At 65.7% G+C, this 23,982-nt stretch carries 17 protein-coding genes; 3 read left to right on the top strand and 14 right to left on the bottom strand.

Annotated features, from left to right (window positions below; translation table 11 throughout):
- Window positions 1–4: 4 nt before the first annotated feature.
- Both F757_RS0100685 and F757_RS0100680 read right to left on the bottom strand, forming a co-directional pair.
- On the bottom strand, window positions 5–715 hold the full coding sequence (locus tag F757_RS0100685) for an HAD-IA family hydrolase (protein ID WP_027209680.1): 711 nt from the start codon (window positions 713–715) through the stop codon (window positions 5–7).
- 71 nt (window positions 716–786) lie between these two features.
- Complete coding sequence (locus F757_RS0100680; protein ID WP_027209679.1) at window positions 787–1,872, bottom strand: ABC transporter ATP-binding protein; 1,086 nt, start codon at window positions 1,870–1,872, stop codon at window positions 787–789.
- Window positions 1,873–1,972: 100 nt separating this feature from the next.
- On the opposite strand from F757_RS0100680, the gene F757_RS0100675 reads away from it, so the two are divergent.
- The gene (locus F757_RS0100675) at window positions 1,973–2,944 is read left to right on the top strand and encodes a LysR family transcriptional regulator (protein ID WP_027209678.1); all 972 of its coding nucleotides are present in this window, start codon (window positions 1,973–1,975) and stop codon (window positions 2,942–2,944) included.
- Between the two features lie 245 nt (window positions 2,945–3,189).
- On the opposite strand, the gene F757_RS0100670 is transcribed toward F757_RS0100675, so the two are convergent.
- Window positions 3,190–3,510: a hypothetical protein gene (locus tag F757_RS0100670; RefSeq protein ID WP_027209677.1), complete on the bottom strand. Its 321-nt coding sequence runs from the start codon at window positions 3,508–3,510 to the stop codon at window positions 3,190–3,192.
- 673 nt (window positions 3,511–4,183) lie between these two features.
- Between F757_RS0100670 and aspT the strand changes: the two genes are divergently transcribed.
- A complete protein-coding gene (aspT, locus tag F757_RS0100665; protein WP_027209676.1) occupies window positions 4,184–5,866 on the top strand; it encodes an aspartate-alanine antiporter in 1,683 nt (560 codons plus the stop codon).
- A 273-nt stretch (window positions 5,867–6,139) separates the two neighbouring features.
- Here aspT and F757_RS0100660 read toward each other — a convergent pair whose 3' ends face one another.
- From F757_RS0100660 to F757_RS0100645, 4 genes are all read right to left on the bottom strand, one after another.
- Window positions 6,140–7,000: an anti-sigma factor family protein gene (locus F757_RS0100660; RefSeq protein WP_027209675.1), complete on the bottom strand. Its 861-nt coding sequence runs from the start codon at window positions 6,998–7,000 to the stop codon at window positions 6,140–6,142.
- 131 nt (window positions 7,001–7,131) lie between these two features.
- Window positions 7,132–8,205 carry a catalase family peroxidase gene (locus F757_RS0100655; RefSeq protein WP_051376638.1) on the bottom strand — a complete coding sequence of 358 codons (1,074 nt, stop codon included), beginning with the start codon at window positions 8,203–8,205 and terminating at the stop codon, window positions 7,132–7,134.
- Window positions 8,206–8,313: 108 nt separating this feature from the next.
- Entirely contained in the window at window positions 8,314–9,276 is a 963-nt protein-coding gene (locus tag F757_RS0100650; RefSeq protein WP_027209673.1) for an anti-sigma factor family protein, read from the bottom strand.
- Window positions 9,273–9,821, bottom strand: coding sequence for an RNA polymerase sigma factor (locus tag F757_RS0100645; protein ID WP_027209672.1), 549 nt, complete (start codon window positions 9,819–9,821; stop codon window positions 9,273–9,275). The genes F757_RS0100650 and F757_RS0100645 overlap by 4 nt, the downstream gene beginning before the upstream one ends.
- A 401-nt stretch (window positions 9,822–10,222) precedes the next feature.
- Between F757_RS0100645 and tssA the strand changes: the two genes are divergently transcribed.
- Window positions 10,223–11,308, top strand: a complete 1,086-nt coding sequence (gene tssA, locus F757_RS0100640; RefSeq protein WP_027209671.1) for a type VI secretion system protein TssA — start codon at window positions 10,223–10,225, stop codon at window positions 11,306–11,308.
- A gap of 619 nt (window positions 11,309–11,927) precedes the next feature.
- On the opposite strand, the gene F757_RS0100635 is transcribed toward tssA, so the two are convergent.
- From F757_RS0100635 to tssK, 7 genes are read right to left on the bottom strand one after another with little or no spacing between them, the layout of a single operon-like run.
- A complete protein-coding gene (locus tag F757_RS0100635) occupies window positions 11,928–12,350 on the bottom strand; it encodes a hypothetical protein (RefSeq protein ID WP_232221315.1) in 423 nt (140 codons plus the stop codon).
- Entirely contained in the window at window positions 12,347–15,259 is a 2,913-nt protein-coding gene (locus F757_RS0100630; protein ID WP_027209669.1) for a protein kinase domain-containing protein, read from the bottom strand. The genes F757_RS0100635 and F757_RS0100630 overlap by 4 nt, the downstream gene beginning before the upstream one ends.
- 10 nt (window positions 15,260–15,269) lie before the next feature.
- Window positions 15,270–15,986, bottom strand: a complete 717-nt coding sequence (locus F757_RS0100625; protein WP_027209668.1) for a PP2C family protein-serine/threonine phosphatase — start codon at window positions 15,984–15,986, stop codon at window positions 15,270–15,272.
- Entirely contained in the window at window positions 15,983–17,701 is a 1,719-nt protein-coding gene (gene tagF / locus F757_RS0100620; RefSeq protein ID WP_027209667.1) for a type VI secretion system-associated protein TagF, read from the bottom strand. Before tagF ends, F757_RS0100625 begins: the two co-directional genes overlap by 4 nt.
- On the bottom strand, window positions 17,698–21,261 hold the full coding sequence (gene tssM, locus F757_RS0100615; RefSeq protein WP_027209666.1) for a type VI secretion system membrane subunit TssM: 3,564 nt from the start codon (window positions 21,259–21,261) through the stop codon (window positions 17,698–17,700). The genes tagF and tssM overlap by 4 nt, the downstream gene beginning before the upstream one ends.
- A gap of 4 nt (window positions 21,262–21,265) precedes the next feature.
- Complete coding sequence (gene icmH, locus F757_RS0100610) at window positions 21,266–22,606, bottom strand: type IVB secretion system protein IcmH/DotU (protein WP_027209665.1); 1,341 nt, start codon at window positions 22,604–22,606, stop codon at window positions 21,266–21,268.
- Window positions 22,603–23,943, bottom strand: a complete 1,341-nt coding sequence (gene tssK / locus F757_RS0100605; protein ID WP_027209664.1) for a type VI secretion system baseplate subunit TssK — start codon at window positions 23,941–23,943, stop codon at window positions 22,603–22,605. The genes icmH and tssK overlap by 4 nt, the downstream gene beginning before the upstream one ends.
- Window positions 23,944–23,982 lie beyond the last annotated feature (39 nt).

Below are 23,982 nucleotides of genomic sequence, written 5' to 3'. Positions count from 1 at the left end.
GACTTCAGACAGCGCGCGCTTCGGCTTCGACGGCGTCCGCGAGCGCGCCGAGCGTCGCGAACCTGAAAGTGGGCGTCGTCACCGCTTCCGGGACCGGCGTCGCGCCGAAGCCGTTCATACCCTGACGGCGCTCGATCCAGCAGGTCGCGTAACCGAGCTTCGTCGCAATGCCGATGTCGTGATACTGGCTCTGCGCCGTGTGCAGGATCTCGTTGAACTTGAAGCCGAACGCAGCCTGACGTCCGCGGTTATACGCGAAAAATTGCGGGTCCGGCTTCGCGACGCCGGTTTCGTCACAGCACACGGTGTCGTCGAACGGATCGCCGAGCGTGTGCGCGTAAGCAGACAACGCGACGCGGTCCGCATTCGTCATCGCGACCAGCCGGTAATGTTTGCGCAGGCGCTTGAGCGCCTGCACCGAGTCGTCGAACGCGGGCCATTCCAGCACGTCGCGCTGAAACGCGGCGGCGGACTGCGCGTCGTCGGGCAAGCCAAGCTCCTTTGCGAGCGACAGATAGACGTTCGCCATTTCGTGGCTCGAACGGCCCGGGTATTTCGCGCGCCCGCGCATGTACGGTTCGAAGATCTGATCGTCCGTGAGGTCTTTGGCCGCCGCGCCGCCAAGGCGCCGCACGGACGCCAGCACGCCCTGTTCGAAGTTGATCAGCGTGCCGACGACATCGAACGTCAGGACCTTGAAATCGGTGAGCTTCATTGCATCATCCTTTGCGGGTTGCGCGAGTTTCGAAAGACATACGCCCAAGGCGGGCAGCAAGAAAAGAAAAGTCAGGCGGGCACGACGATGGTGTCCTGCGGATCGAGCACCACGGTCATCGGCTCGCCCGGCGAGGGAATGCGCCGGCGCGCATCGTGATTGCCGGGCTGGCGCAGGCTGATGGAAGTACCGTCGGGCAGCGCCGCAAATACGCGCAGGCTCTCGCCCTGGTACAGCACTTCGGTCACGCGGCACGACAGCCGGTTCGTGGTCGGGGTCGGGGTCGCGGCCGCACCGCCGTCGATCACGAGCTTTTCGGTTTGCACGGCAAGCAGCAGACGCTCCCCGCGCGGCAAGGGGTGCGCGGTGCGCAGCAGCGCGTCGCCAAGGCGCACGGCGTCGTCGCCGGCGCGGCTCACGTCGAGCAGCGTCGCCTCGCCGATGAAACTCGCGACGAACGCGTCGCAAGGCCGGTCGTATAGATGCTCCGGCGTATCGATCTGCACCAGCCTGCCGTTTTTCAGCACGGCCACGCGGTCGCTCATGGTGAGCGCCTCGCGCTGATCGTGCGTCACGTAGACAATCGTCGCGCCAAGCTTGCGGTGCAGTCGCCGCAGTTCGATCTGCATGGTTTCGCGCAGTTGCTTGTCGAGCGCGGAGAGCGGCTCGTCCATCAAGATGAGTTGCGGCTCGAAGACCATCGCCCTTGCAAGCGCAACGCGCTGACGCTGACCGCCCGACAGCTGGTTGATGTTGCGCGCCTCGAAGCCGCTTAGCTCGACCATTGCGAGCGCGTCGGCCACTTTCTTCGCCCAGCCGGCTTTCGGCTCGCGGCGCGCGCGCAATGGGAACGCGACGTTCTCGCCGACCGTCATGTGAGGAAACAGCGCGTAGTTCTGGAACACAATGCCGATATTGCGTTTGTGCGGCGGCGCAAATGTAATGTCACGCTCGCCGACCCAGACGGAACCCGAACTGGGCTGAACAAAGCCGCCGAGAATGCCGAGCAGCGTCGTCTTGCCCGAACCGGACGGCCCGAGCAGCGAGACGAATTCACCGGGCTCGATGTCCAGCGAAACCTCGTCCAGCGCGACCACCGGACCGTAACGCTTGCCTGCCGACCGGATGGAGACTCCTGTTTTCGCTCTTGCGTCCATTGCGTTCTTTCTCGCTGAAGGGCCTGCGTTAGGGAAAATATAGGTGGCAAACTTTTTGGCGGCAATTCCCAAATTGTTGGATCAGGCATAACATCAGGTCATGCCGAATCTACGCAAAAAACTGCCGAGCGCGAATGCGCTGTTCGTCTTCGAAGCCGCAGCCCGTTGTGGCAACTTCACACGTGCTGCGCAGGAACTCTATGTGAGCCAACCCGCCGTGAGCCGCATGCTCGCGCGCATGGAAGACCATATCGGAGTGCGGCTTTTTGAGCGCGTGCGCGGCGGCATCGAGTTGACCGAAAACGGGCGCATTCTCTATCGCAAGATCTCCGAAGGATTCAACGGCATAGAAAGCGCGATACGCGAAATCGAGGCGCGCGCCACAGGTGTCGAATCGGTCACGCTGTCGGTGTCAACAGGGTTTACCACGCATTGGCTGATGCCGCGCATGAGCCGGCTCAACCAGGCGTTTCCGTCGATTGATCTGAGGTTTCAGCTTATTTCAGGGCGCATTGGCGGGCCACTAGTCGACGTCGACCTCGGCATGCGCTTTCTGCACGCGGACGAAATCGACGAGAACAGCGTGCTCGTCATACCTGAAACGCTGCTGCCTGTGTGCAATCCGCGCTACCACCAGACGGCGCAAAGCGAGGCGGGCCGCGAGCATGGCGATACCGTCATCGTGATGGACGATGAAGAGCGCGGCTGGCACCACCGTTTCGGTGCGTTCGAGCAGCACGGCCGCCGTGTCGCGAGCATGCTCAGTTTCAACGACTACGCGATCGTGGTGCAGGCTGCGCTGCTCGGCCAGGGCATTGCGCTCGGCTGGCTGAATGTGGTCTCGCACTGGCTCTCGCAGCGCGCGCTGGTGCCCGCCGAGGAGCAGATCATCGTGACCAACCGGCGCTGCTGCCTGGTCTCGCCGCCTAACCGGCCTTTGCGGCCCATCGTGGCGAACGTGCGCGACTGGATCGTCGAAGAAATGCGCGCCGACCTGCGCACGTTGGAGAGCGCGTATCCGCAGTTGGGATTGCGAGGGGCGCTCGAGGCGTGCGGTGTGGCTATTGTTTGATGCGGTGGGTGTTGGGGCTGTTTGTTTTGCGCCGTTTGTTTGGTGCTGTTTGTTTGGTGCTTTCCCGCTTGGCGGCCGCTGCGGTTGCATGCGCAACGCAGCGCCGCGCGAGAGCATCAGTGATCGGTTAGTCCGTCAGCGCCGCACGAGGGCCGCTAGCCGTGTCAAATTCGTCATGGAGTGGCAGCAGCGGCAATTCCGGGCGTGTTTGGATGACCAACCGGGCGTGTGGCTGGCCCCGGTTGTCAGAGGTCTTCTTTCATCCTGTTCAGCAGGTCGCCGAAAGACTGCCGCGTGTTGATTGCGTTGATCGTATCCGCGAGGAACCAGGGGAGAATCAGTTGCGTGTTGGGGTCGGTAACGCCGACGGTCAATGCTGGCCGGCTGGCTTTCGGCGCGGCGTACTGGGGAGTTTGAGCCGCGAGTGCGCGGTGCTCTACCGTGCTCGTTGAACGTTGATACGCCGTTGAGTCACCCGGTGGCGGCCAAGCTGTGGAACAGGCGCTCAGCAGGACGGTAACGGCGGTAATGGCGGCGGCAGTGGCGGCAACGCGGAACAGGTTCATGATGTGGGCTCCGATCAGATCGGTCGGTCACATCGGTTTGACAAGGTTGAACGGTGTCGGTTTCGTTGCTGCGGCGGAGGTCGATCCGGCGCGGCGTGCAAACATAATCTGTGCTCCTGACCAGCAGTCGGCTTTTAGCTCTTTACGACGTGATTTATCGGTCTCGCGCCGACGCTTAAGAAACCGCCCGATGTGGCCGTGACAGCTAAGGGCCCGTCTAGCGCTACGTTAAGCGCCACCTTTAGCCCCACGTGGTTAGCCCACCTGAAGCGCCTAACTGGGCGCCACGTTGAGCAGCAAATACAGTTGACAGAGGTGGCAAACTGCCATATCACTAAGAAGCATTCGAAAGCCGCCCCGTACAGAATTGCTGCAAGCAGCATAACAACAGCACATCCGTTTTTCGCCAAGGCTGGCGTACTTCGCGAAAAGATAATGTCGTGGGGGATATTCCCCGGCCTATGCTTGCGGGCCGCGCCACCCCGAAGTACCCGGCCGCGGCCGCAGGCGCGCGGAGTCTTCCATAAGTGCATTTCTGCGGCGTGCTACCGGCTATTCGTTCGGCACGCATCGCGTTGTGCACGGCGGATCATCGTGTCCCGTATGAGCAGACGCTCTTATTGGTCCTGAGCGGTTATTTCGCCTTAATCAACGTGCCAATTGGCGAGGCTACATGATCGGTGCATTGCTGAGGTCTCAACCCGAAATTGCGCTTTTCGCATGTCTCGCCATTGGCTATTTCATTGGCTCGTTTCGTATCGGCCCAATTCAGTTGGGCGGCGTGTGCGGCACGCTGATTGCCGCGCTTCTGCTTGGGCAGAGCGGCGCGCGCATCTCGCCCGATCTGAAAAGCATTGCATTTGCGCTGTTCATTTTCGCTCTCGGCTTTACTGGAGGCCCGCAGTTCTTCGCGAATATTGGGCGCGGCTGGCGCTATGGCGTGCTCTCGCTGGTAGAAATCGTCTCGGTGCTGGTTCTGATCATGATCGCTGTCTCCGTGATGCGGCTCGACATGGGCACGGCGGCCGGACTGCTCGCGGGCGCGGCAACTGAGTCGGCGGTGATCGGCACCGCGTCCGAGGCGATCACGAGGCTGGGTCTGGACGCCGCGCAAACACAGCGCCTGCAGGCCAATATTGTGACTGCTTACAGCGTGAGCTACCTGTTCGGCCTGATCACGATCGTGCTGTTCACGAGCCAGGTCGCACCGCTGCTGCTGCGCGTCAACCTGCGCGAAGAAGCGGAGCGCGCGTGGCGCAAGCTCGGCGGCGAAGGCGCGTTCAGCGAGGGGCAGCGTGAGGCCGCGCCAGCGCTCGTCGGTCGCGCGTTCCGCATCGGCAAGGCAGGCGGCGTGACGGTACGCGAACTCGAAAAACAGCATGACTACAACCTGACCATCGAGCAAATCCGGCGCAACGGCGCGAACCTGCCCGTCGCCCCGGACACACGGCTCGCGGTGGGCGACGTGGTGCTCGTCGCCGGACGCCGCGCCGAGGTCGTCGCGGCTGCGACCGGCCTCGGCGAGGAAGTGGCCGGCACTGACTTCGGCCAGGTGTTCGCGCAACGGCTCGACGTGGTGCTGACGCGGCCCGACGTCAACGCAATGACCGTCGCGCAACTGCACACGCAGGCCGAACCGGAGGACGCGCGCGGTGTGTTCATCGCTGCTGTCACGCGGCTCGAATCGACCATTCCCGCGTTGCCCGGCACCGAACTGTATCGCGGCGATGTCCTGACGCTGGTGGGTGCGAAAGCCGATGTCGAACGTGGCGCGAAGCGGCTCGGCTACGTGCTCCCGCCGACGCAAAAGACCGACTTTGTCTATCTCGGCCTCGGCGTGCTGGCCGGCATGGCGATCGGGCGGCTCGGCGGCAGCATCGGCGGCGTGACGCTCGCACTCGGCACGGGCGGCGGCTGTCTGCTATCGGGGTTGCTGTTCGGCTGGATCCGCTCGCGCCATCCGCTCGTCGGTTCGCTACCGTCCGCGGCCGCGCAGATCATCAAGGACTTCGGACTGGCTACGTTCATCGCTGCGGTCGGGTTGTCGGCCGGGCCGGACGCGATCAGACTGGTGCGCGAGTACGGCCTTGCACTGCCGCTCGCGGGCATTCTGCTGGTGCTGGTTCCGGGTTTGCTGTCGCTATGGATCGGCCGTGCGCTGCTGAAGCTCGAAGCCCCGATGCTGCTCGGCGCGATCGCGGGCCAGCAGTGCAGCACGCCGGCAATCAGCGCGCTCGTCGGCGTAACGGGCAATTCGACGCCGGTAATCGGCTACACGATCACCTACGCACTGTCGAACATTCTGTTGCCTCTGATGGGTCCCGTAGTCGTGGGGCTCGCCGGCAAGCTCGGTTAGCCGGATCTGCCAAGGACGCCCGAGCGTCTTGTATCGGGTCGGCGTGCGATAGCGCAGCGTGCCTTGCCGCGCATTGCCGATTGGATTGCCGATTGGATTGCCGATTGGGTTGCCGATTGGATTGCCGATTGGGTTGCCGATTGGGTTGCCGATTGGGTTGCCGATTGGGTTGCCGATTGGGTTGCCGATTGGATTGCCGACTGGGTTGCCAACCAGGTTGACAACAAAGCTGTCAACCAGACCGCCAACCACGCCGGGAATCAAAGCCGCAAATCAGCCCACCGCTGGACGATCTGTAGCGAGCGCGGAGAACATATCGTCGACATTGCCGTTGGAAATCTCCCGGGCTATGGCCGGCAAGTCGGCCGAGTCGGGCTTGCCGATCAGCGCATAGGACAGTTCGTTCTGCCGCCACGAAACGACCTTCATACCGTCCATCTCGCGCTGCGCGATGGACTCGTCAGGCCGCGAGTCCTTCATCACGCACAGCGCCACCGGCATGCCATGCTCGGGGAGATAAACCATCTGGACGAGCGGCTTGCCGTTGTAGCGCAACCGCTCCACCGTTCTGAACGATAGCCCGGCCGCCTGCAGATCGGGCATACGCAAGTGGATGCCGTCCACCTTGCGAATCGCATCCACAGTTCGGGCGGCAGCGGCGCCATCAGGAACGACATGGGCGACCGTCTCGCGCGTGTACATGCGCTGATAATCCACGGCGACGCTGATCCACGGGCGCGTCTGGACGGCTGCCGTGGATACTGCGCGCTCGCCCCACGCACCGGGCCATCCGCCCAGGTGCTGAATCAGGCCTGCACAGAAAGCGCCTGCCACGAAGGCGGCGGCAAGCCAGATGCGGCGCGCCGAGCGCTGTTCTTGCGGCGCAAAATCGCTCGACGCTTGCTGCCCCGCCGCCTGCGCCATTGACTCGATGCGGCGCCGAAGTTCATCGGGCAGCGGCGGCAATTTCTGCGCAGCAAACGCTTCGCGATAAGGAAGCCGCGACGCTTGCAGCAACGCCACGCTCTCTCTCAGATCAGCGGATTGCGCCAGAGCACGCTCGACCGGTGCAGCTTCGCGAGCGCTCAGTTCGCCATCGGCATACGCGATCAGTTGGCTGTCGTCGGGCTTCATTGGACGATAGGCTAAGGAGAGAAACGGCTGTGTGAGTGAGTAGCGTCAAGGCAGGCACGAACGCCTGCGCTGCCGAGGGCTTCTATGATACCCGGACTGGCGGCGTGTTCCCACCTGAGGCGTGGGGCGCGTCAATGCGCGCGGGCACGCGCCGCGGCTGCTTCGCTCAGGCGGCGCTGCAACGACACGGCGTAGGCGGCGGGCCGTGCGGCAAGCAGCGGGTCGGCGGAAGGCACGATGCCGTCCGGTAGAACCGTTGGATCGAACGCAATATCGCGGCACGGACCGTCGATCTGCGTTTGCGCGCTGTCTATCACGAGCGTGCCGACATCGATTCGAGGCCGACGCGGCGAGCTCACCCATTGCCGGGTGGAGTCGTCGGTCGTGTCGCCGGGCATGGCGACGTTCAGGATCAGATGCCAGCGCAACGGCCCCTTGCGCAGACTTTTCGACAGGTCGTAGAACAGAAAGTCCGGGTCGCGCAGATCGCCGGCATAGACCGCACGATAGGGCCTCTCCGGCACGACTTCCCAACGGACGAAGCGACGGATACCGTGCGCGTCGATAGCCTGGAATGCGCTAATGCCGTAGTACGTAGCATTGTCGTAGCCGGACGACGGCGGATGCTGTTCGACGAAATGCCTGAAAGCGCGAGCCTCGGGATGACCGTCCAGGAACGCCTGCATTTTCGCAGGATCGCGGCGGCCAGTGCGCGGATCGCGCGCGTCCGCTTGCAGTTGCTCGAGCAACGCCTCGGGCGTACGCACCGGAAAGACGGGCGTGGAGTTCATCGCAAGACGCCATTGCTCGGCGTGCGGCAGCGTCATGCGCAATGCGAGGCTGCGCACCATGGCGGAGGCGTCGTCCTCGGCGGGGTCGCCGCCGGGTATCGACAAGCGCCCGACAACCGGATAGCGCCCTCTCGCAAATACGCTGGCACGCGACAGCAACGCACCTTCTCCGTTGCTATCAAAGTGCCCGGTCACGCAAATTCCTTTCGCATGATTGCGCCTGAAACCGGGGTGCGGCGTGGTGGTCGCCTCGAAAGCATTCACGATGCGCCGTGCGCTAAGCCGTGGAGAAAGCCAGCCCACGCACGAAAGAAACAACGCGGTGAGCGCCGCCGGTAGCGCGCAAATGGCGAACCAGCGCAACGCGCGATGCCGTGATCGCGCCTGCACGTCGTGCGAGTGTCCGAACCTCATGCGTTCTGCGGCCGGCGACGCGTCCGGTCCAGCGCGGCGTGTTCAGGCCGCTTTGCGCCAGCGAATGCAGAGAGACGGGCGAGGCACGCCGAACCGCTACTGTTGCGTTCAACTACGCTGGACATCGGCACCGGTGCGGTTGTCGCTGACGATCGCCGACACGCGGCCATCGTAAAGCTGTCTGCCAAGGGCATCCAGATCGACTGTACCCGGCGTGCCGATCAGCGCATAGCCCAATTCGCCGCGTCGCCAGGCGACCACATTCATACCTTCGACCTTCGCGTTCGACGGCGCTGCATCGGCTTTGGGTTCTTTCAGCACGCACAGCGCGACGGGGTCGCCCTTCTCCGGCAAATAGACGATCTGCACCAGCGGCTTGTCATGAAAGCGCAGCCTTTGAACGCGCTTGAAGGTCAGCCCCTGGCTGCGCAAATCGGGAATCTGCATGGGCAGGTTGTCGACGTGCTGGATGTCGGCAACAGTCGTCGCCGTGGTGCTCATGTCGGGTTGCAGCAAGGCGACCGTGTCCCGCGTGTACAGTTGCTGATAGCCGGCCGCCGCCTTGATCCACGGCGTCATGCCCGAGTTGTCGGAGGCCGTGGTGAGCGCGCCGCCAGCACCGGCCAGTTGCGGCACAAGCCGCAGTGCGAGGCCGCAGCAGAACGCGCCAGCGACGAACGCCACCGCCAACCTCGGCCACGTCGGCCACTGCGGCAGCAAGCGCCACTGCCGCCACTTCGCGCGCGGCCTGGGCCGCCGCGCATTCTCGCCAGGCTGTGTCTCGGCAACGCGCGAGTAGTCCGGTTCGGTTGCGTCTGCGCTGCGCTCTGCGCCCTCGCGCTGAGCATGCTGACGGATCAATGCCTCGACGCTCAGGCCCAGAGATTCCGGCATGGGCGGCAACGCCTGCTGCTCGAACGCTCTTCGATAAGGCAGTTGCGAGGCGCGCAGCATCGACACGCGGGACGCGAGGTCTTCCGATTCGCGGATTGCCTTTTCCACCTGCTCGCGCTCGGAGTCCGACAATTCACCGTCGACATAAGCCAACAGGCTGGCATCATCGATCTTCATTGCGCCGCTCGCTGGGTTTTCGACGGCCGTGCCGAAGACGTATCGTGGTCGCTGAATTGCGCGCCGATTGTCTGGCGCGCGCGAGAGAGCCGGCTCATGATGGTGCCGATCGGCACGCCGAGCACCTCGGCCGCTTCCGCATAGCTGAACCCTTCGACCGCTACGAGCAGCATCACCGTGCGCTGCGCGTCGGGCAGACGCTCCACCGCCGCGATGATCTCGCTCACGCTGTCAGCAGGATTGCGCGCCGCTGGGTCGGGCACGGTTTCGAGAAAGTTGTCGTCCCACTCCATGCTCGAGCGGTTGCGTACATTGCGCGCACGGAGTTCGTTGATCCAGGTGGAATGAACGATGGAAAACATCCAGCTCAGAGGCGAGGTGCCCGCCTGCAACTGATGTGCACGTTCGAGCCCCCGCACGCATGCGCGCTGGAGCAGATCCTCGGCGTCGTGCTGGTTCCCGCACAGGCGCAGAGAGAATGCCCAGAGTCGCGGCAGCATGCCCGGTAGAAGACTGGGCAGATTCTCGACATCTGCTGTTGACATGGTTGACTGGCTCAAAGCACGGTTACCGTCCGGCGCGCCGGACGCTGACTGACCGTTCCTGCAGGTGGATGGGTTCGCGGATTGTACAGCCTACGTCAAACGTTTGCTGCGGAGCCGCTACGCCGGTTTGCCGCGAAGAGCCGCCGCTCTGCGCGAATGCCCAAGGGTACGACTAAACACGCTGAAACGCGCACTAAACAGCTGACCGGGAGCTTTCGCCCTGCCGCTCGAACATGCATCGCCGCATCGGTCCGGCGGCGCAACCGGCGCCTCGCCTTCGCGATGGAATAACCGCTCGCGGCCAGTTGTTCTGTCATAAACAGCAAACACCAATCTGCATCGCGCGAGCGCGCCCGCTGCTTCCGCGCGCGCTCGCGCACGCTCTCTTCTTCCAGTCCGACATGACCGACTCCTACGCAACGAACGCCCTGCTTTCTCCCATCGACGATGCGGCGCCGGCCGGGCTTAACCTCGAATACGATCCCGCCTTCACCGAGCTCGAACTGCTCGCGACACCCACGCCCGAGCGCGCGATGGGCGACAGTCTGAAAGCCGCTCAGGAACCGGACTGGGACAAGGTGGCAAGCGCCGCCGGCGCGCTGCTCACACGCACCAAAGATCTGCGCGTTGCCGTTCAACTCTGTTGCGCGCAAACCCATACCGAAGGTCTTTCCGGATGGGCAGCGGGCCTCAGCCTCGTTCGCGGGTTGCTCGAACGCTACTGGGACCATGTGCATCCGCAGTTGGACGCCGACGACAACAACGACCCAACCGCCCGCGCCAATGCGCTGATGCCGCTTGGCGATCCGCAAAGCGCGCTGGGCATTTTCAGGCTTGCTCCATTCGTGCAGTCGCCGCGTCTGGGCCGCTTTGCACTGCGCGATCTGCGCGTGGCAACCGGCGCGATTAACGCATCGCCGTCGCAGGACGGCGCGCCGGCTCCGACGCTCGTCGACCTCGAAGCCTGCTGCATGGATTGCCCCGAAGACCAACTGCCCGAATCGGCCGCAACGCTCGCACAAGCGCAGGAACATGCCGACGCCATCGTCGCGCTGGTGCGGGAAAAACTCGGCACGGCCGGCCCCGACATGGCGCTGCTGTGCGGCGATATTGCAGAGCTGAAAAAATTCGTCGATGCGCAACTGCTGCGCCGCTTCCCAGGCCGAGCGGACGCGGGTGTCGCCGCACCGTTGGCCTCGCTGTTGGACTCGTCTTCGTCGTCACCGTTGTCGGTCCACGGGAGCGGCGATCCCGCAGGCGCTATGCATGAGCCTGCGAACGCCGGAATCTCCGGCCAGGCTGATGTACTTTTGCGGCTCGACGAGATTTGCGACTACTACGAGCGTGTCGAACCTTCGAGCCCGTTACCGATCCTGCTCAAACGCGCACGGCGCCTCGTCGGCAAGAGCTTCGCCGACGTGCTCAAGGACATCGCGCCAGGCGGGCTGTCGGAGCTTCAGGCGTTGTCGGGCCCGGAGAGCGAATAAGCACTCGGAGACCGGCCTGACTCCTTGAGCCGCTTTTTGCGCGACTTGTTGAGCGATACCATCGGCAACGGCACTTCAGCCGCCGCTGGATAGATGCTTCTGCGCATGGACCTCGGCGCGTGATCTTCGACGCGTGCTCTTTGAAACGTGCCCTTCGACGCATGCTCTTCGACACGTGCTCTTCGACGCGTGATCTTCGACGCGTGCTCTTCGACGCGTGCTCTTCGACGTGTGCTCTTCGACGTGTGCTCTTCGACGTGTGCTCTTCGACGTGTGCTCTTCGACGCGTGCTCTTCGACACGTGCTCTTCGACGTGTGCTCTTCGACGTGTGCTCTTCGACGTGTGCTCTTCGACGTGCGCTCTTCGACGTGTGCTCTTCGACGTGTGCGCTTCGACACGTGCTCTTCGACGCATGCCCTCCGACGCGCGACCTTGATGCATGCCCTTCGACGCATGCCCTTCGCCACATGACCGCCATCGCATAGCCACCGACGCGCAACCTGGCGAAACGCAACCTGGCGAGACGCGAGGTGCAAGCCAGCGACCGGCGACGCCTACCCCCGCGATGCACCCCGCGCCCCCGCCTTCATCAAACCACGCCCCCACCACACGCGGCCATCACGACGCCAGCATCAACCAGCCGGCGGCAAGCGCCCCGACCACCACGACCAACAGCAGCATCCACAGCGCAACCCGGCGGCCTCGCATCCTGGGCATCCGCGTACTGCCCGCATCGCGCCGCCGAAACGGCACCGGCTCGCGTCGTGTGTCGCGCGCAGGCACGCGTCGGCGCACCGTATCACGGTCGTCGGAAGGCGCTTCCCCGCCGAGCGATTCAAGCAGCCGTCGCCGCCGCTGCCGATACTCGTCGCGTTCGATGCGGCCGAGCCGGTGCATTTCATCGAGCATGCGCAACGCGTCGTTGACTTGCCGCTCGCGCACACCCGGCTCCTCGTGCGCAGTCACTGCAAGGTCCGGCTGCATGTCGCGTCGCGCCGCCCGCGTGCTCTGTGCGGCCGGCCGCATATCGCTGCCCGTCATGCGTTCGCCTGGCTGTGCCGGTCGCTGCGCGCGGGCGGTGCCATTGAAACCGATGCGGGCGCGCTCGCCGCGTCGCCGCTTTCGACGCGCGCCTTGATCTGGTCGAGCACCGCGTTCAAGCCGCCTTCCGGCAACGCGATACTCGCGCCGATGTCGCGCTCCATCTGCTTCATGGCTTCGGGGTCGGCTGCCTGCGCGGTGTCAAAGCGTGCCTGCAGCGCCTGTAGGTCCGGGTCGGCCATCGGCTGATCGCGCGCGTCAAGAATGGCTGCGGCGAGAAGATAGCGTTGTGCCGCGTCGCCGAGTTTCGGGTCGCCGGAAAGCGCCTCGGCGCCCTGTGCGGCGACGCGCGCGGCTTCGTGCAGATTGCCTGAGCGGCCAAGCGTGCGAGCGTTGCCGAGATACGCGTTGACAACGAGCTGCGGCGCGCCGCTCGCGAGAAACGGGTTGCCGGGTTGCAACGCGCGCATCCGGTTGAGCGCCGCGAGCGCCCGCGCTCCGTCGTTGGCGGCAGCGGCGAGCCGCAGCGCGTCCATTTGCGCAGCCGCGTCGCCGCTCGCTGTTAGCTGGTCGATGCGCTGCTGCTGCAACAACTGAAGCATCCGGTCACGCTGAGCGGATAGGCCCGGCGAATGCGGCGCGTAACGCAACCCGACCTCGATCACGTCCAGCGTCCGATGCGCCAGCAGCGGGTCCGTCACGCGCGATGCAGCGGCGACGATGCCGTCGGCGAGCGCGTCTATCGCCGTACCGGTTTCCGGTGACGGGTCGTTTTGCAGCGCGGTCATCGCCCGGGTCACGCCGTCGAGCCACGCTGCACTTGCGGACGGAGCAGCCGCCAGTTCCACGAGCGAGCGGCGCGCATCGGGCACGCTCATCGCGGCGGCGGGCGACTCATGCTTTTGTGTCGCCGCTGCCGCTGCGGCCGACAGTTGTCCGCGCCGCCGCTGCAAGCGCGAGGAGTCTGGAAACAGTTGCAGGGCCAGCGCGATCCGCGCGCGCGCTTCATCGAACCGGGCCGAGTCGAGCGATTGCCCGATTGCAGCGTCGTATCGCGATTCGATCTGCGGACTCTTCAGCAACGCACTGCCTGGGTCCAGCAGGCGAATCCGGTGCAGGACATCCGCCGCGCTGCCTGGCTGGTCCTCGAACAACGCGTCCCGATCCAGCGCTTCGTCGAGGTTGCTGGCGAGCTTCGCGAGCATGTCGGCGCGCTCATCGTCAATCTGCTTGCGCCGCACGTCGAACTCGGGCGAAAACAGCTTCAACTGGTCGCGGATCTGGAACACGTGCTGGGCCGCCGCATAATCGATCCGCCCAAGCGGTGGGCTCCAGTATGCGTCGAGCCGGCTTGCGAGAAAGCGCTGAATCAGATCGTTCTGGTTCAGCACGAGGCGTTCGCGCTCGTCCACGCCGAGCAGCGCGAGCGCGGCGACTGCCTGGTCTTCGTTCGCGTAGTGGCGCAGATCGCTATCGGCAAAGCGCGCGATGGTTGCCTCCAGTTGCCGATGACGATGCTGGCTATGCCATGCAAAGGCGCCCGCCGCGAGCACCGCCACCGCGAGAGCGCCCGCACAGTACGGCAAGAGGCGTTCGTGCATTTTCCTCGGCCGCAGCCCTTCGACGAGCGCGCTCACCGTCTGCAATCGCTCGCCGCCGCGAAACGTCACCGCCTGGCACAGCGTGCGGTATTGACGCCGCCCGAGACCGGGCACAGGCGGCGGCACAGCGCTCTCGCGCAACGCCACGTCGGCGCTGTGCCGGTTGAACGGATGACGGCCGGTCAACAGCTCGAAGATCACACAGCCGAGCGCGTACACGTCATCACGCATCGACGGCGCGGCACCCTCGATCATGTCGAGGCTTGCATAGGCCGGTGTCATCGCGCCGAGCGTGCCGGCATCGAACACGGTCTGCTCACCGGCCGCGCCGGCGGCAGCCAGCCCCGCGCGCGCGATGCCGAAGTCGAACACCTTCGGCACGCCGTCGCGCGTCACCATGACGTTGCCCGGTTTGAAGTCGGAGTGCACGATGCCGCTCGCATGCGCCCGCTGCAGCGCGCGCGCCATCGCGTCGATCAGCGGCCACGCCTGCCGGAACGGCATGCCGGAAGGACGTTCGCGAATCAGCGTGCGCAGGTCCGTGCCGTCGATGTACTCCATCGTCATGAAAACGATCGTGCCGTCCTTGTCGAAGTCGTAGACGTGCACGATGTTGTCGTGAGCGAGCCGCTGCGCGCGGCGCGCTTCGCGTTGCAACGCAATCAGCGAATCCGGGTGGCGGCGGAACTCGTCGTTGAGCACTTTCACGGCCACGTAGGGATCGCGGTCGCGAGCCTCGACCTTGCGCTCGTCGCGCGCCAGATAGACGACGCCCATGCCGCCGCGCCCCAGTTCGCGCTCGAGCAGAAAGCGTCCTTTGAGCAGCTTGCCGACCGATGCATGGTCGCCGCTTCGCGCCCGGGCAACCCGCTGCCAGGTATCGCGGTTCAGGCTGCTGTCGCTGGAGCTGCTGTCGCCGATGCTGCTGTCGTTTATATGACTATCGTTCACATGACTGTCGTTCACATCATTGCTTCGGACTTCTGCGGATTCCGCGCGGCCGGCGGAACGGCTCGCGAGTTTGACGACCGTCGCGTCGTCCCGTGCTGCGCGCGACGCGCTGTCCTCTTGTTCCGTCCGGCCGTCGTCGCGCGACGACACCCCCAGTGCGGGTTGCACGACTGTGAGGCCGTCGTCGGCCTGGGTGGGCTTCGCGTCGAGCGCCACGACCACGCCCCGCTGCATGGAGACAGACGTAACCGGCGCAGCGTGCCGCGCGAACAGGCGCCGTGCATGGGCCTCGATCAGGAGGAACAGTTTCCGTGCGCGCGTGCCGCCGGCGCCGAGGCGTGAGTAGATGTCGTTCATCGGAGGTCTGTCAGGCTGCGTCGAGCCGTACGATCACGGCGGAGAGGTTGTCACGGGCGCGGCGCGCAAGCGAAAGCGCGAACAGGTGGTCCACCAGTTGCTGCGGAGACTGCGGATGGCGGCATGCGTCGGCCAGCTCGCCGTCGCTCAGTTCCTTGTTGATGCCGTCCGAACAGAGCAGAAACAGCATGCCGGGACGACTGCCCGCCACCGCCCAGTCGACGAACAGCTTGTCCTCGACGCCGACCGCGCGCGTCAGCACACCCGCCCCCGCTGCCGGCGCGCGCGAGCCGAACTGGGTGATGTCGGCTGGCTGACCATGCACGTGATCGCGCGTGAGCTGAACCAGCGTGCCGTTTTCTTGCACATAGACACGGCTGTCGCCCACCCAGCCGCACAGCACGAACGCCGGGGCGTGGACCATGAGTGCGAGCGTCGAGCCGATTACGTCGACCTGTCGCGCAGCGGCTGCCGCGCGCAGTTCGGCGTTGACCTGCTGCAACGTGTCTTCGATGGCCGCAATGAAGTCGTTCACGTCGGCGTCGCGGGTCAGCGCACCCAGCCGCTCGACGATCAGCGTGCTGGCGTAGTCACCGGCCGCGTGGCCGCCAAGTCCATCGGCGACGACCCACAGCCCGAGGTCCTCGCGCACCAGGATTGCGTCCTCGTTACGGCGGCGCACGTTGCCCGTCTCGGTGTGGCCGGCTGAGCGGCAAATCGTCGTCATGCGCCGATCTCCACGACGGCGAGCGGCCATTCTGACGGCGGCGCGCGAAGCCCCGCCACGCTCGCGAGATACGCGCGCGCGTCGTCGCAGGTTGGCAGCGCGAGCGCTGTTGCGAGACAGTCGCGCGAGAGCCGCGTGAGTTGACGTGTGGCGAGCAGAAGCAGACGGTCGCCGCGCTGCAGCGACAGCGCGGCTTCGTCGCAGCCGGGGTCGCCGCCGGCACCGATGCCGGGCATGTCGAGCCACGCGTCGCCGAAGAGCAGATCGTCGAGCTCGCCGCCCGCCCCGGCCGCACGCTCGACGAACGGCGCGAGCAATCGGCCCGATCGCCAGTGCCACGCCGCCGCGGCGCCGACGCGCAGCACGCTGGCGGACGCGCCCTCGAAACAGACGAGGACAGCGGCGCCGTTTTCGATCACCGCCCTGCTCGGTTCGCGGCTCGAGTGGCGGCTCAAGTCGCGGGGCATTTCGTGGCTCGTTTTGTGGCTCGTTTCGGGGCTGAAGTCGCGGCTCAAGTCGTGACTCAAGTCGTGACTCAAGTCGCGGCTGAAGTCGCGGCTCAAGTCGTGACTCAAATCGTGGCTCAAGTCGCGCAGCCGCTCATGCAGCGACATGAGCCCGGCCCTGAGCGTTCGGGTGTCCGGCCCATTGCGCAGCACCGTCTCGCGAATACACCGCGCGGCCACGCGGCCCGGATCAGGCGGACCGTCGTCGGCGCTCACGAGCAATGTATTGCCGTTGTCGAGCCACATGATCGCGCTGCCAGTCGCGGCGGTGCGCAGAGCCAGGCCCGCACTGTCTGACGAGGGCAACATTGAAGGTCCGCTTGCCAGGGCTGAGGGTGTCGTTGCCGTCGCGGCGTCGCTTGCATGGATGCCAGGCGCGCTGAAGGCGTCCGACGCGGCCACGTTGCGCCGATCGTCAGCGCGCGGAAGGTGCTCGTGCCGTTGATAGGGTTGATACTCTTGATGCTGTTGATACTGCTGATACTGATGCTGCGGTCCCTGCAGCCCTTGCAGTTCATTCAGTTCGTGCAGCCCATATGCCTGCTGAACCGGCCGTCGAGAAGGCCCGAGCAGCGCCGCATAATCGCGCGGCAACCCGCGCGTCGCCAGCAACCGCGCCGCGCCTGCGGTCCACCACAGGCACCACGGACCCGGCCTCATGCAAAGCTGGCGCCATGCCTCGCTCAGAATCAGGCCGGCGCACGTGCTGTCCGCTATACCGAGTTCCCATTGCCCGCTGTCCCACGGCAATTCGCGCCAAAGCGCCGCCAGGTCGCGCGCGTCGCTGAATGGCCGGGGCAGCGCCACGACGCGCGCGTCGAATGTCTCGACGCTGACTGCCTCGCCCTGAGCGCTGCGGTACACGCGTTCGAGCGCATCGAACCAGCCGGGGTTGCCGAACAGCCGCGCGACGTCGCCGGAACACGGCGCCGCCAGCACGGTCGGGAATGCACGCCCGACACGGTCCACGGCCGGACCCGCGAGGCCGCACCACGAGCCGTTGCCGCATACCTGTGACGGCAGCACGAAACGCCATGCCGGGGCGTGCTGCCAGGCGTCCGTCCATCGCTCGCCGGTCTCGCGCCGCCCGATCTCCACCGCGCGCTGGAAATGACGATCCCATGCGTCGACGAAGTCCGCCGGCAGCCGGCGCCGCACGAAGTCGCCCGCGCCAGGCAGCTTGCCGTAAAAACCGACGGCGCCGCTCATCGGGGGCACCTGAAGCGCCGTACTTCATTGTTATCGAACGGATTGCGCAGACTCGCCGGCTGGATCGGCAGCCTGAGCGCATGGCCGTCGAAGTCGAAGGTCGCCAGATAGCGCAGATCGCCCTGCTTTTGCAGGCGAGCGGCGTCGAGCGCATGGAAGAACGCCCATTCGCCGTCGAGGCGCAACGGCGTGCCGAGCGGATGGCCAGCCACGTCGAATGCGCTGACCGACACGTGGCCCGGCTGCGGACCCGGCCATGCCATTGTCACGCTCGACGCCCCGTTAGCTGAATAGTCGTACTTCTGCCCGTCGATCTCGATCACGGCCCGCGCAATGGGCGGCTCGAACTGCGGTGCGAGCAGCGTGAAGCCAACCCGTGGCTGCGCACCGTTCGGAAAGAACATCTGACGGATGTCGTCCGCTGCCTGCGCGCCGGCCAGTACCGATTGCGGCCCCGGCGGCGCGCCCGGTTTCCAGCGCCATGCACGGCTACCCGTATCGACTCTCTGCGCAAGCGTCGATTTGAAAAAGCTGTCGAATCTGCCGCCGTTGCCAAACAGTTCGGCAAAGTTCTGCAACGGAATATCCGACCCGCCGCCCTGTGCAAACGGATAGCGTCCATCGACGAAGTTGGCGCAGTCGCTGCCCGCCGCCGCGCGGAACTGATCGGCAAGCGCCGCGCTGCTGCCGCTTGCAACCAGATCGGCGCTCTTGCCGGTGAGCCCCTGAATCAGCCCGGCCACCTGCGGCGGCAGTTGCCCCGCTTCCTGGCGCGCGGCAAGCAGCGCCGGACTATTCTGCGCGGCGGGGTCGCTCAGGTCGTTCATGGTCAGCAGGGTTTTGCCGAGCTGATCGAGGACGGCCAGGCTGTGGTCGAGCGGCGTCGCGCCGCTTGCGCCCGCGCCCAGCTGATTGATCTGCGCGAAGTGTTCTTCGATGGCGGCGCCCGGCTGGCGCGAACCGGCCGGGTTCGCATCGCCCGCCTTAAGCGTGACGCCGACGGGCAGCGGCGCGCCGGCGTTGCGCAACTCGCCCGCGAGCCGCGTGTTCAATGCGCGCTTTGCCGCGATGTTTTCACCGGCAAGCCTCGCCTGCGAGGCCAGCGAATCAGGGCTCGCCGCGCCGCCGCCTGCCGGCGCGCGCAACATGTCGCTCGTATTGTCGCGAACCAGGTTGAGCAGCGCCTTGAGCGGCGAACTCGGTCCCGACAGTTTCGCGGCCATCGCGCTCGCGTCCTGAATGCTGGTGACAGGCTGCAATTGCAGATCGGCGAGCAAGTCATCCCAGTTCCGGATGTAGTCCTGCTCATAGAGCGTCAGCACCTGCTGTTCGTAGCGCGAGCGGGCGAGCGGATCGACGCGCCCGCTGTCGAACACCCAGTAGTCCTTCACGAAGCGGTCGACGGAATGGTCCAGCCCGCCGCTCACCTCCGACTGGAAATACGGCCGCGTGAAGAGAACCGGCAAAGGCTCGGAGAGCGGCGTCCCGCTCTTGCGACGGAACACGTTGCCAAGCAAGCCGAGCGACTGGTCGAGCCGCACCGGCGACACACCCGAGCGCCCGGCGTCCAGTCGCACGCTGCCGTAGATCAGCGTGGCGACGTCCGCCGTCTTCAGTGTCGAGCGCGCCTGAGCGATCAGTGCTTGATCGAGCGGCAGCGCGCGGGGCTTCTGCGCGTCGCCGAGCCGGGCCGAGAAGTGCCTGTCGAGCGCAGTGCGAATCGCCGGGTCTTGCGGGAACAGCCGCTGCCACTCGACGCGTGCAAGCGCGGCCAGTTCGTCCGCGTCGAGATGCTGCGGCTCGCCGAGCATCAGGTAGCCCTTCAGATCGTCGTACAGCGCTTGCGGGTTGCTGGCGTTTTCGCCGAGACCTTCGCGAAACCGCAGATCCACGCCGGGCAGCAAGGTGCCGTCGAGTTCGCGCAGATACGCGCTGTGCGCCTGCGCGTAAAGCGCGTTGCCCTGATACAGGCCGAAGCGCATCGACCACGGCACGTGCGCGCGGTACTGGCCCGCGGCGTCCTGCGTTGCGGCGATCACTTCGAGCCGCGCAAGCGCCCGCGCGAAATACGACTTGATGTCGGGTACGCCGGCAAGCGTAGCGGCGTCGGGCAGGTCCTTCAGCGCGCTGTCGACTTCGGCGACGAACGCGCGGTTGCGTGCATAGCTGGTCGCGAATCCCCCGACCAGCACGAGGGTCATGACGACGAGGCCCGCATACGCGGCCGCCTGCATGAACAGCTTCTGCCGCTCGAAGCGCGGATTCGTGCCTGCAAGACCGGACTCGCGAAACAGCACGTCCTTTAGCAGGCGCTCGACGAAGTAGGTATGCCGCTGCCCGGCGCCCGCCTGCACTCGCGCGGCGTCCACGCCGAAAGTGCGCGCGACCGCTCCGAGGACCCGGTCGATCGGCGCGCCCTCCTGGGTGCCGGAGCTCAGGTAAGCGCCGCGCAGCATCGGCGGCGTGCCGTACTCGTGACGCCCGAACGCAGCCTCGACGAACTGCCTCGCGATCTCGCGAAACGCACCCAGTTGCTGCGGAAAGCTCAGCACCGCCGCACGCCGGCCACGATCGCGCTCGCCATGCAGGCGCTCGATCAGACGCGTGTTGAGACGGTTGAGCAGCAGATCGTATTCATCCGCGAAACGACTGCACGCGCTGCCGTCCAGGCTCGCGTCGAGGGGAAAAGTCATACCCCACACCTGGCTGCGCAACTGGGCGCCCAGGTCGTCGAAGAACTCGCCGAAGCCCGCCACCAGGTCGCACTTGGTGAACACGAGATACACCGGCACCGCGACCTTCAGGTGCTGCGCAAGCTCGTCCAGACGAAGTCGCACGGCGCGCGCGTGCTGTTCGCGCGCGGCGTCGTCGAAGCCGAGCAGATCGGACACGCTCATCGTCACGATCACGCCGTTCAACGGTCGGCGCCTGCGATAGCGGCGCAGCAGCGCGAGAAACGACTGCCATGCCGCCCCATCGGCTTGCGCATCGGAATCCTGGGTGGTGTAGCGGCCCGCGGTGTCGAGAAACACGGCCTCGTCGGTGAACCACCAGTCGCAGTTGCGTGTGCCGCCGATCCCGCGCAACGCGTCCTTGCCGAAGCGCTCAGACAACGGAAAGTCGAGTCCCGAGTTTTGCAGCAGCGTGCTCTTGCCCGAGCCGGGCGGCCCGATCACGACATACCACGGCAGCGCGTACAGGTTGTTGCCGTTACGGCGTGTCTTGCGCAACGTGTGGATTGCTTCGCGAAACCGTTGCAGCAGTTGCGCACGCTCCTCGCTGCCGGGCTCCGCGGCGGCGAGCTGCGTTTCCTGTCCCGCGAGGTCGCCGGAAAGCCGTGCGGTCTTGCGCTGCGCTTTCCATTGCATAACCTGCAACGCGATCACCCACGCGAGCACCACAGCGAGAATCAATGCGACCCGCGCCGCCGGGCTCGCGAGCGGTTCGCGCTCGCCAATGCCGACATACGGGCCGCCCAGCCAGATCAGTGCCGCGATCAGCAGCAGGCCGAGCGCGTGCGTGAACCACCGGGACTTGACCCAGGTTTTCAGCGTGTTCATGGGTTCAGTTCTCCGGGATAAACAGAATTTCCACGCGACGGTTGCGCGCCCGGTTTGCCGGCAGGTCGGCCGGCGTCGCGACCGGCTGTGACGAACCGGCACCGTTTGCCTCCAGCCGGCGCGGATCGTCGAGTCCTTGTGCAAGTACCGCCAGCGTGTTCTGCGCGCGCGCCGTCGAGAGCGCGAAGTTGTCCTTGAATTTGAGCGAGTGCACCGGTTGATCGTCGGTATGGCCCACCACGATCACGCGCCCGCGCACCTCGTTGAGCGCCGAGGCCACGCGGCGCAGCAGCGGGATCTCGTCGGGCGAAAGGTCCGCTCCGCCCGAGGGAAACAGTGCGCCTGCCGCAAGGCGTATCGTGTCGCGGCCGTCGGGCTGCTCGTCGACGGTCAGTGCGCCGGATTGTTCAAGCGGCGCAAGCAGCGCCTTCAGGCTGTTGCGCGCCGGCTTCGGTGCGGCGGCATTGCCAGGCGGCGGCGCGCTGCCGGGACCGATTGCGGCAAGCTGTGCGCCGACCGGCTCTGCAAGCGCGTTGAGCCGCGTGAAGAAATACAGGAACGCGCCAATCACGATGACTGCCGACGCGGTCGCCGCGATCCACAGCGGCACGTGACGCATGACCGGATTGCGGCGGTCGTCGACGCCGCGCCAATGCGGCGCCAGCTCGGCAGCAGGCGCTTCACGCAAGCCGCGAATCCGGCGATACAGATCGTCCTGAATGTCGGCAAGACGGCCGAGCCCGCCCGGCTCCACCAGATAGCGTCCGCCGAAACCGAGCGCGAGGCAGATGTACATCATCTCGATCAGATCGAGATGCCGCGAGAAGTCCACGCTCAGCCGGTCGAGAATCTGGAAGAACTTGGCGCCGCCGTAGGTCTCGCCGTGAAACGTCACGAGCAGCGTCTTTTGCGCCCAGCCGCTCAGGTCGCCCCACGGCGCATTGTTCACGGCTTCGTCGAGCATGGTGCACAGCACGTAGCGCGCGGCCACGACGGTTTGCGTGTTGACACCGGCGTCCTGCGCGTGACGCTCGAAGCTGTGCACATGTGCGACGGCCTGCTCGCGCAGCCGCGCGACGTCGGCGGGCGCCGCCACGCTGTGCCGCAACTGCACGCTGAGCAGCAGCAGCGGATTGGCGGCGCGCACGAGTGGATTGACGACGCCGCTCATCAGGTCGGCCAGTTCGATGCGCGGCGCGGCGGAAGCTGCCGGTTCGTGAGCGCGCGCAGGTGCCGGCCGCGGCATGATGCGCGTGGCGTCGTCCGCGCCGGCTTGCGGCTGCGGGCGGATTACCGTGGCGTCGAAACGCCCGGCCGGCTGATCGTCGCGATTGGCGGTATTCATGCGCGAACCGCCCACAGTTGCAGATCGAGACTGGGAAAGCCGCTGCCGAAATGCATTGCGATGCCGCCGGAGGTCTTCAGCATGCGCCACATCGCCGAGCCGCGGTCGCACTCGAAATACACGAAGCCGGACGTATAGGGCAACTGGCGCGGCGCAACCGCCATCGACGACACGCCGATGCCCGGCAGTTGCAGATTGACCAGATCGCGGATTCTTTCCACCGGGCCGATTTTCGATTGCGTGGGCAACTGCCGGCGCATGTCTTCCGCCTTCATGTCGGCTCGCGCCGCGAGCACGAACGTCGCCGTGTCGAGCAGCGTCGAATCGGGCACCACGCCGACCCACACGCCGTACTTGCGTTGTTGCAGCGGAATAGGCACCGCGCTCTGTTCGAGCACGGCGCTCAGCGCGATCCTCAATGCGCCGATCACCGGCTCGAAGCTCTCCCGCAGCAGTTCGTGCCGGTACGCGGGAAAGCTTTGCGCGCGCTTGGCGGGCGCGGTGAAGGTGGCCAGTTCGCCGGCCAGTTCGAGCAGCAGCTGGTACAGCGCTTCCGGATGCAATAGCGGCGCTTCGGCCAGATGCGCGACGAGCGGCTGATAACGGTTGATGACCTGAAGCATCAGGAAGTCGGCGATCTCCGCGGCACCGCCCCGATCCGTTTGCGTGACACGGATCGCGAGCGCTTCGCCGCGCTGGTGAAGCAGGCCGAGCAGTTCCGACAGAAACATCACCAGACGCTCGGCCGCCTGAGTCTGCAATGCGCTCGGCATAAAGCCGTCGTCGAGCGTCACGCGCCGGTCTGCCCGGCATTCGATCACGCGGGCGAGCGGAATCTGCATCAGTCCCTCGGCGGGCTGCGACTGCGGCATGAGCCGCGTGCTCATGCCCGCGACTTCGAGCACGGTGAGCCCTTCCATGCTGCCGGACGCGTCGTGGACTTCTGTCTCGCGAACCCGATAGCGCAATAGCTGATCGGCGCTGCCCGCGCCGCTCCAGCCGCTGTCTGGCCGCGTCGACGAGCGCAGCGGCAGGCTCAGATGAACGATCTGATCCCGCCAGTTCGGATCGATGTCGAGCGGCGCGGGCAACGGGTCGTCGCCCGGCATTGAAAACGGCGTGCCGTCGGGGAACACGCCACGCGCGCGCTTGATGCCGAGCTTGCCTATCGCGAGCAGGTCAGGTTCGAGTTCGAGTTCCTGGAAGCCCCAGCCATGCGGGCGCAGCGCGCCAGCGCGCAGTTCCACGTAGCGCTCGAAATAGCGCTCCTGCTGCTGCATGTGCTGCGGCCTGAGGAACAAGCCTTCGCTCCATATGACTTTGTTGCTGTGGGTCATGGTGTCGGTTCGATCAAAAGTTCTCTTTGCGCCGCCCGG

Origin of the sequence: Burkholderia sp. WSM2232 (assembly GCF_000472545.1) — a bacterium.
In the GTDB taxonomy this organism is placed as follows: domain Bacteria; phylum Pseudomonadota; class Gammaproteobacteria; order Burkholderiales; family Burkholderiaceae; genus Paraburkholderia.
The sequence above is the reverse complement of the archived record's forward strand: the minus strand, read 5'-3'. Positions and strand labels throughout refer to the sequence as shown.

Coding starts and splice junctions, on each gene's coding strand:
- F757_RS0100685 (WP_027209680.1), bottom strand. CDS start 715: ATGAAGCTCACCGATTTCAAGGTCCTGACGTTCGATGTCGTCGGCACG.
- F757_RS0100680 (WP_027209679.1), bottom strand. CDS start 1,872: ATGGACGCAAGAGCGAAAACAGGAGTCTCCATCCGGTCGGCAGGCAAG.
- F757_RS0100675 (WP_027209678.1), top strand. CDS start 1,973: ATGCCGAATCTACGCAAAAAACTGCCGAGCGCGAATGCGCTGTTCGTC.
- F757_RS0100670 (WP_027209677.1), bottom strand. CDS start 3,510: ATGAACCTGTTCCGCGTTGCCGCCACTGCCGCCGCCATTACCGCCGTT.
- aspT (WP_027209676.1), top strand. CDS start 4,184: ATGATCGGTGCATTGCTGAGGTCTCAACCCGAAATTGCGCTTTTCGCA.
- F757_RS0100660 (WP_027209675.1), bottom strand. CDS start 7,000: ATGAAGCCCGACGACAGCCAACTGATCGCGTATGCCGATGGCGAACTG.
- F757_RS0100655 (WP_051376638.1), bottom strand. CDS start 8,205: ATGAGGTTCGGACACTCGCACGACGTGCAGGCGCGATCACGGCATCGC.
- F757_RS0100650 (WP_027209673.1), bottom strand. CDS start 9,276: ATGAAGATCGATGATGCCAGCCTGTTGGCTTATGTCGACGGTGAATTG.
- F757_RS0100645 (WP_027209672.1), bottom strand. CDS start 9,821: ATGTCAACAGCAGATGTCGAGAATCTGCCCAGTCTTCTACCGGGCATG.
- tssA (WP_027209671.1), top strand. CDS start 10,223: ATGACCGACTCCTACGCAACGAACGCCCTGCTTTCTCCCATCGACGAT.
- F757_RS0100635 (WP_232221315.1), bottom strand. CDS start 12,350: ATGACGGGCAGCGATATGCGGCCGGCCGCACAGAGCACGCGGGCGGCG.
- F757_RS0100630 (WP_027209669.1), bottom strand. CDS start 15,259: ATGAACGACATCTACTCACGCCTCGGCGCCGGCGGCACGCGCGCACGG.
- F757_RS0100625 (WP_027209668.1), bottom strand. CDS start 15,986: ATGACGACGATTTGCCGCTCAGCCGGCCACACCGAGACGGGCAACGTG.
- tagF (WP_027209667.1), bottom strand. CDS start 17,701: ATGAGCGGCGCCGTCGGTTTTTACGGCAAGCTGCCTGGCGCGGGCGAC.
- tssM (WP_027209666.1), bottom strand. CDS start 21,261: ATGAACACGCTGAAAACCTGGGTCAAGTCCCGGTGGTTCACGCACGCG.
- icmH (WP_027209665.1), bottom strand. CDS start 22,606: ATGAATACCGCCAATCGCGACGATCAGCCGGCCGGGCGTTTCGACGCC.
- tssK (WP_027209664.1), bottom strand. CDS start 23,943: ATGACCCACAGCAACAAAGTCATATGGAGCGAAGGCTTGTTCCTCAGG.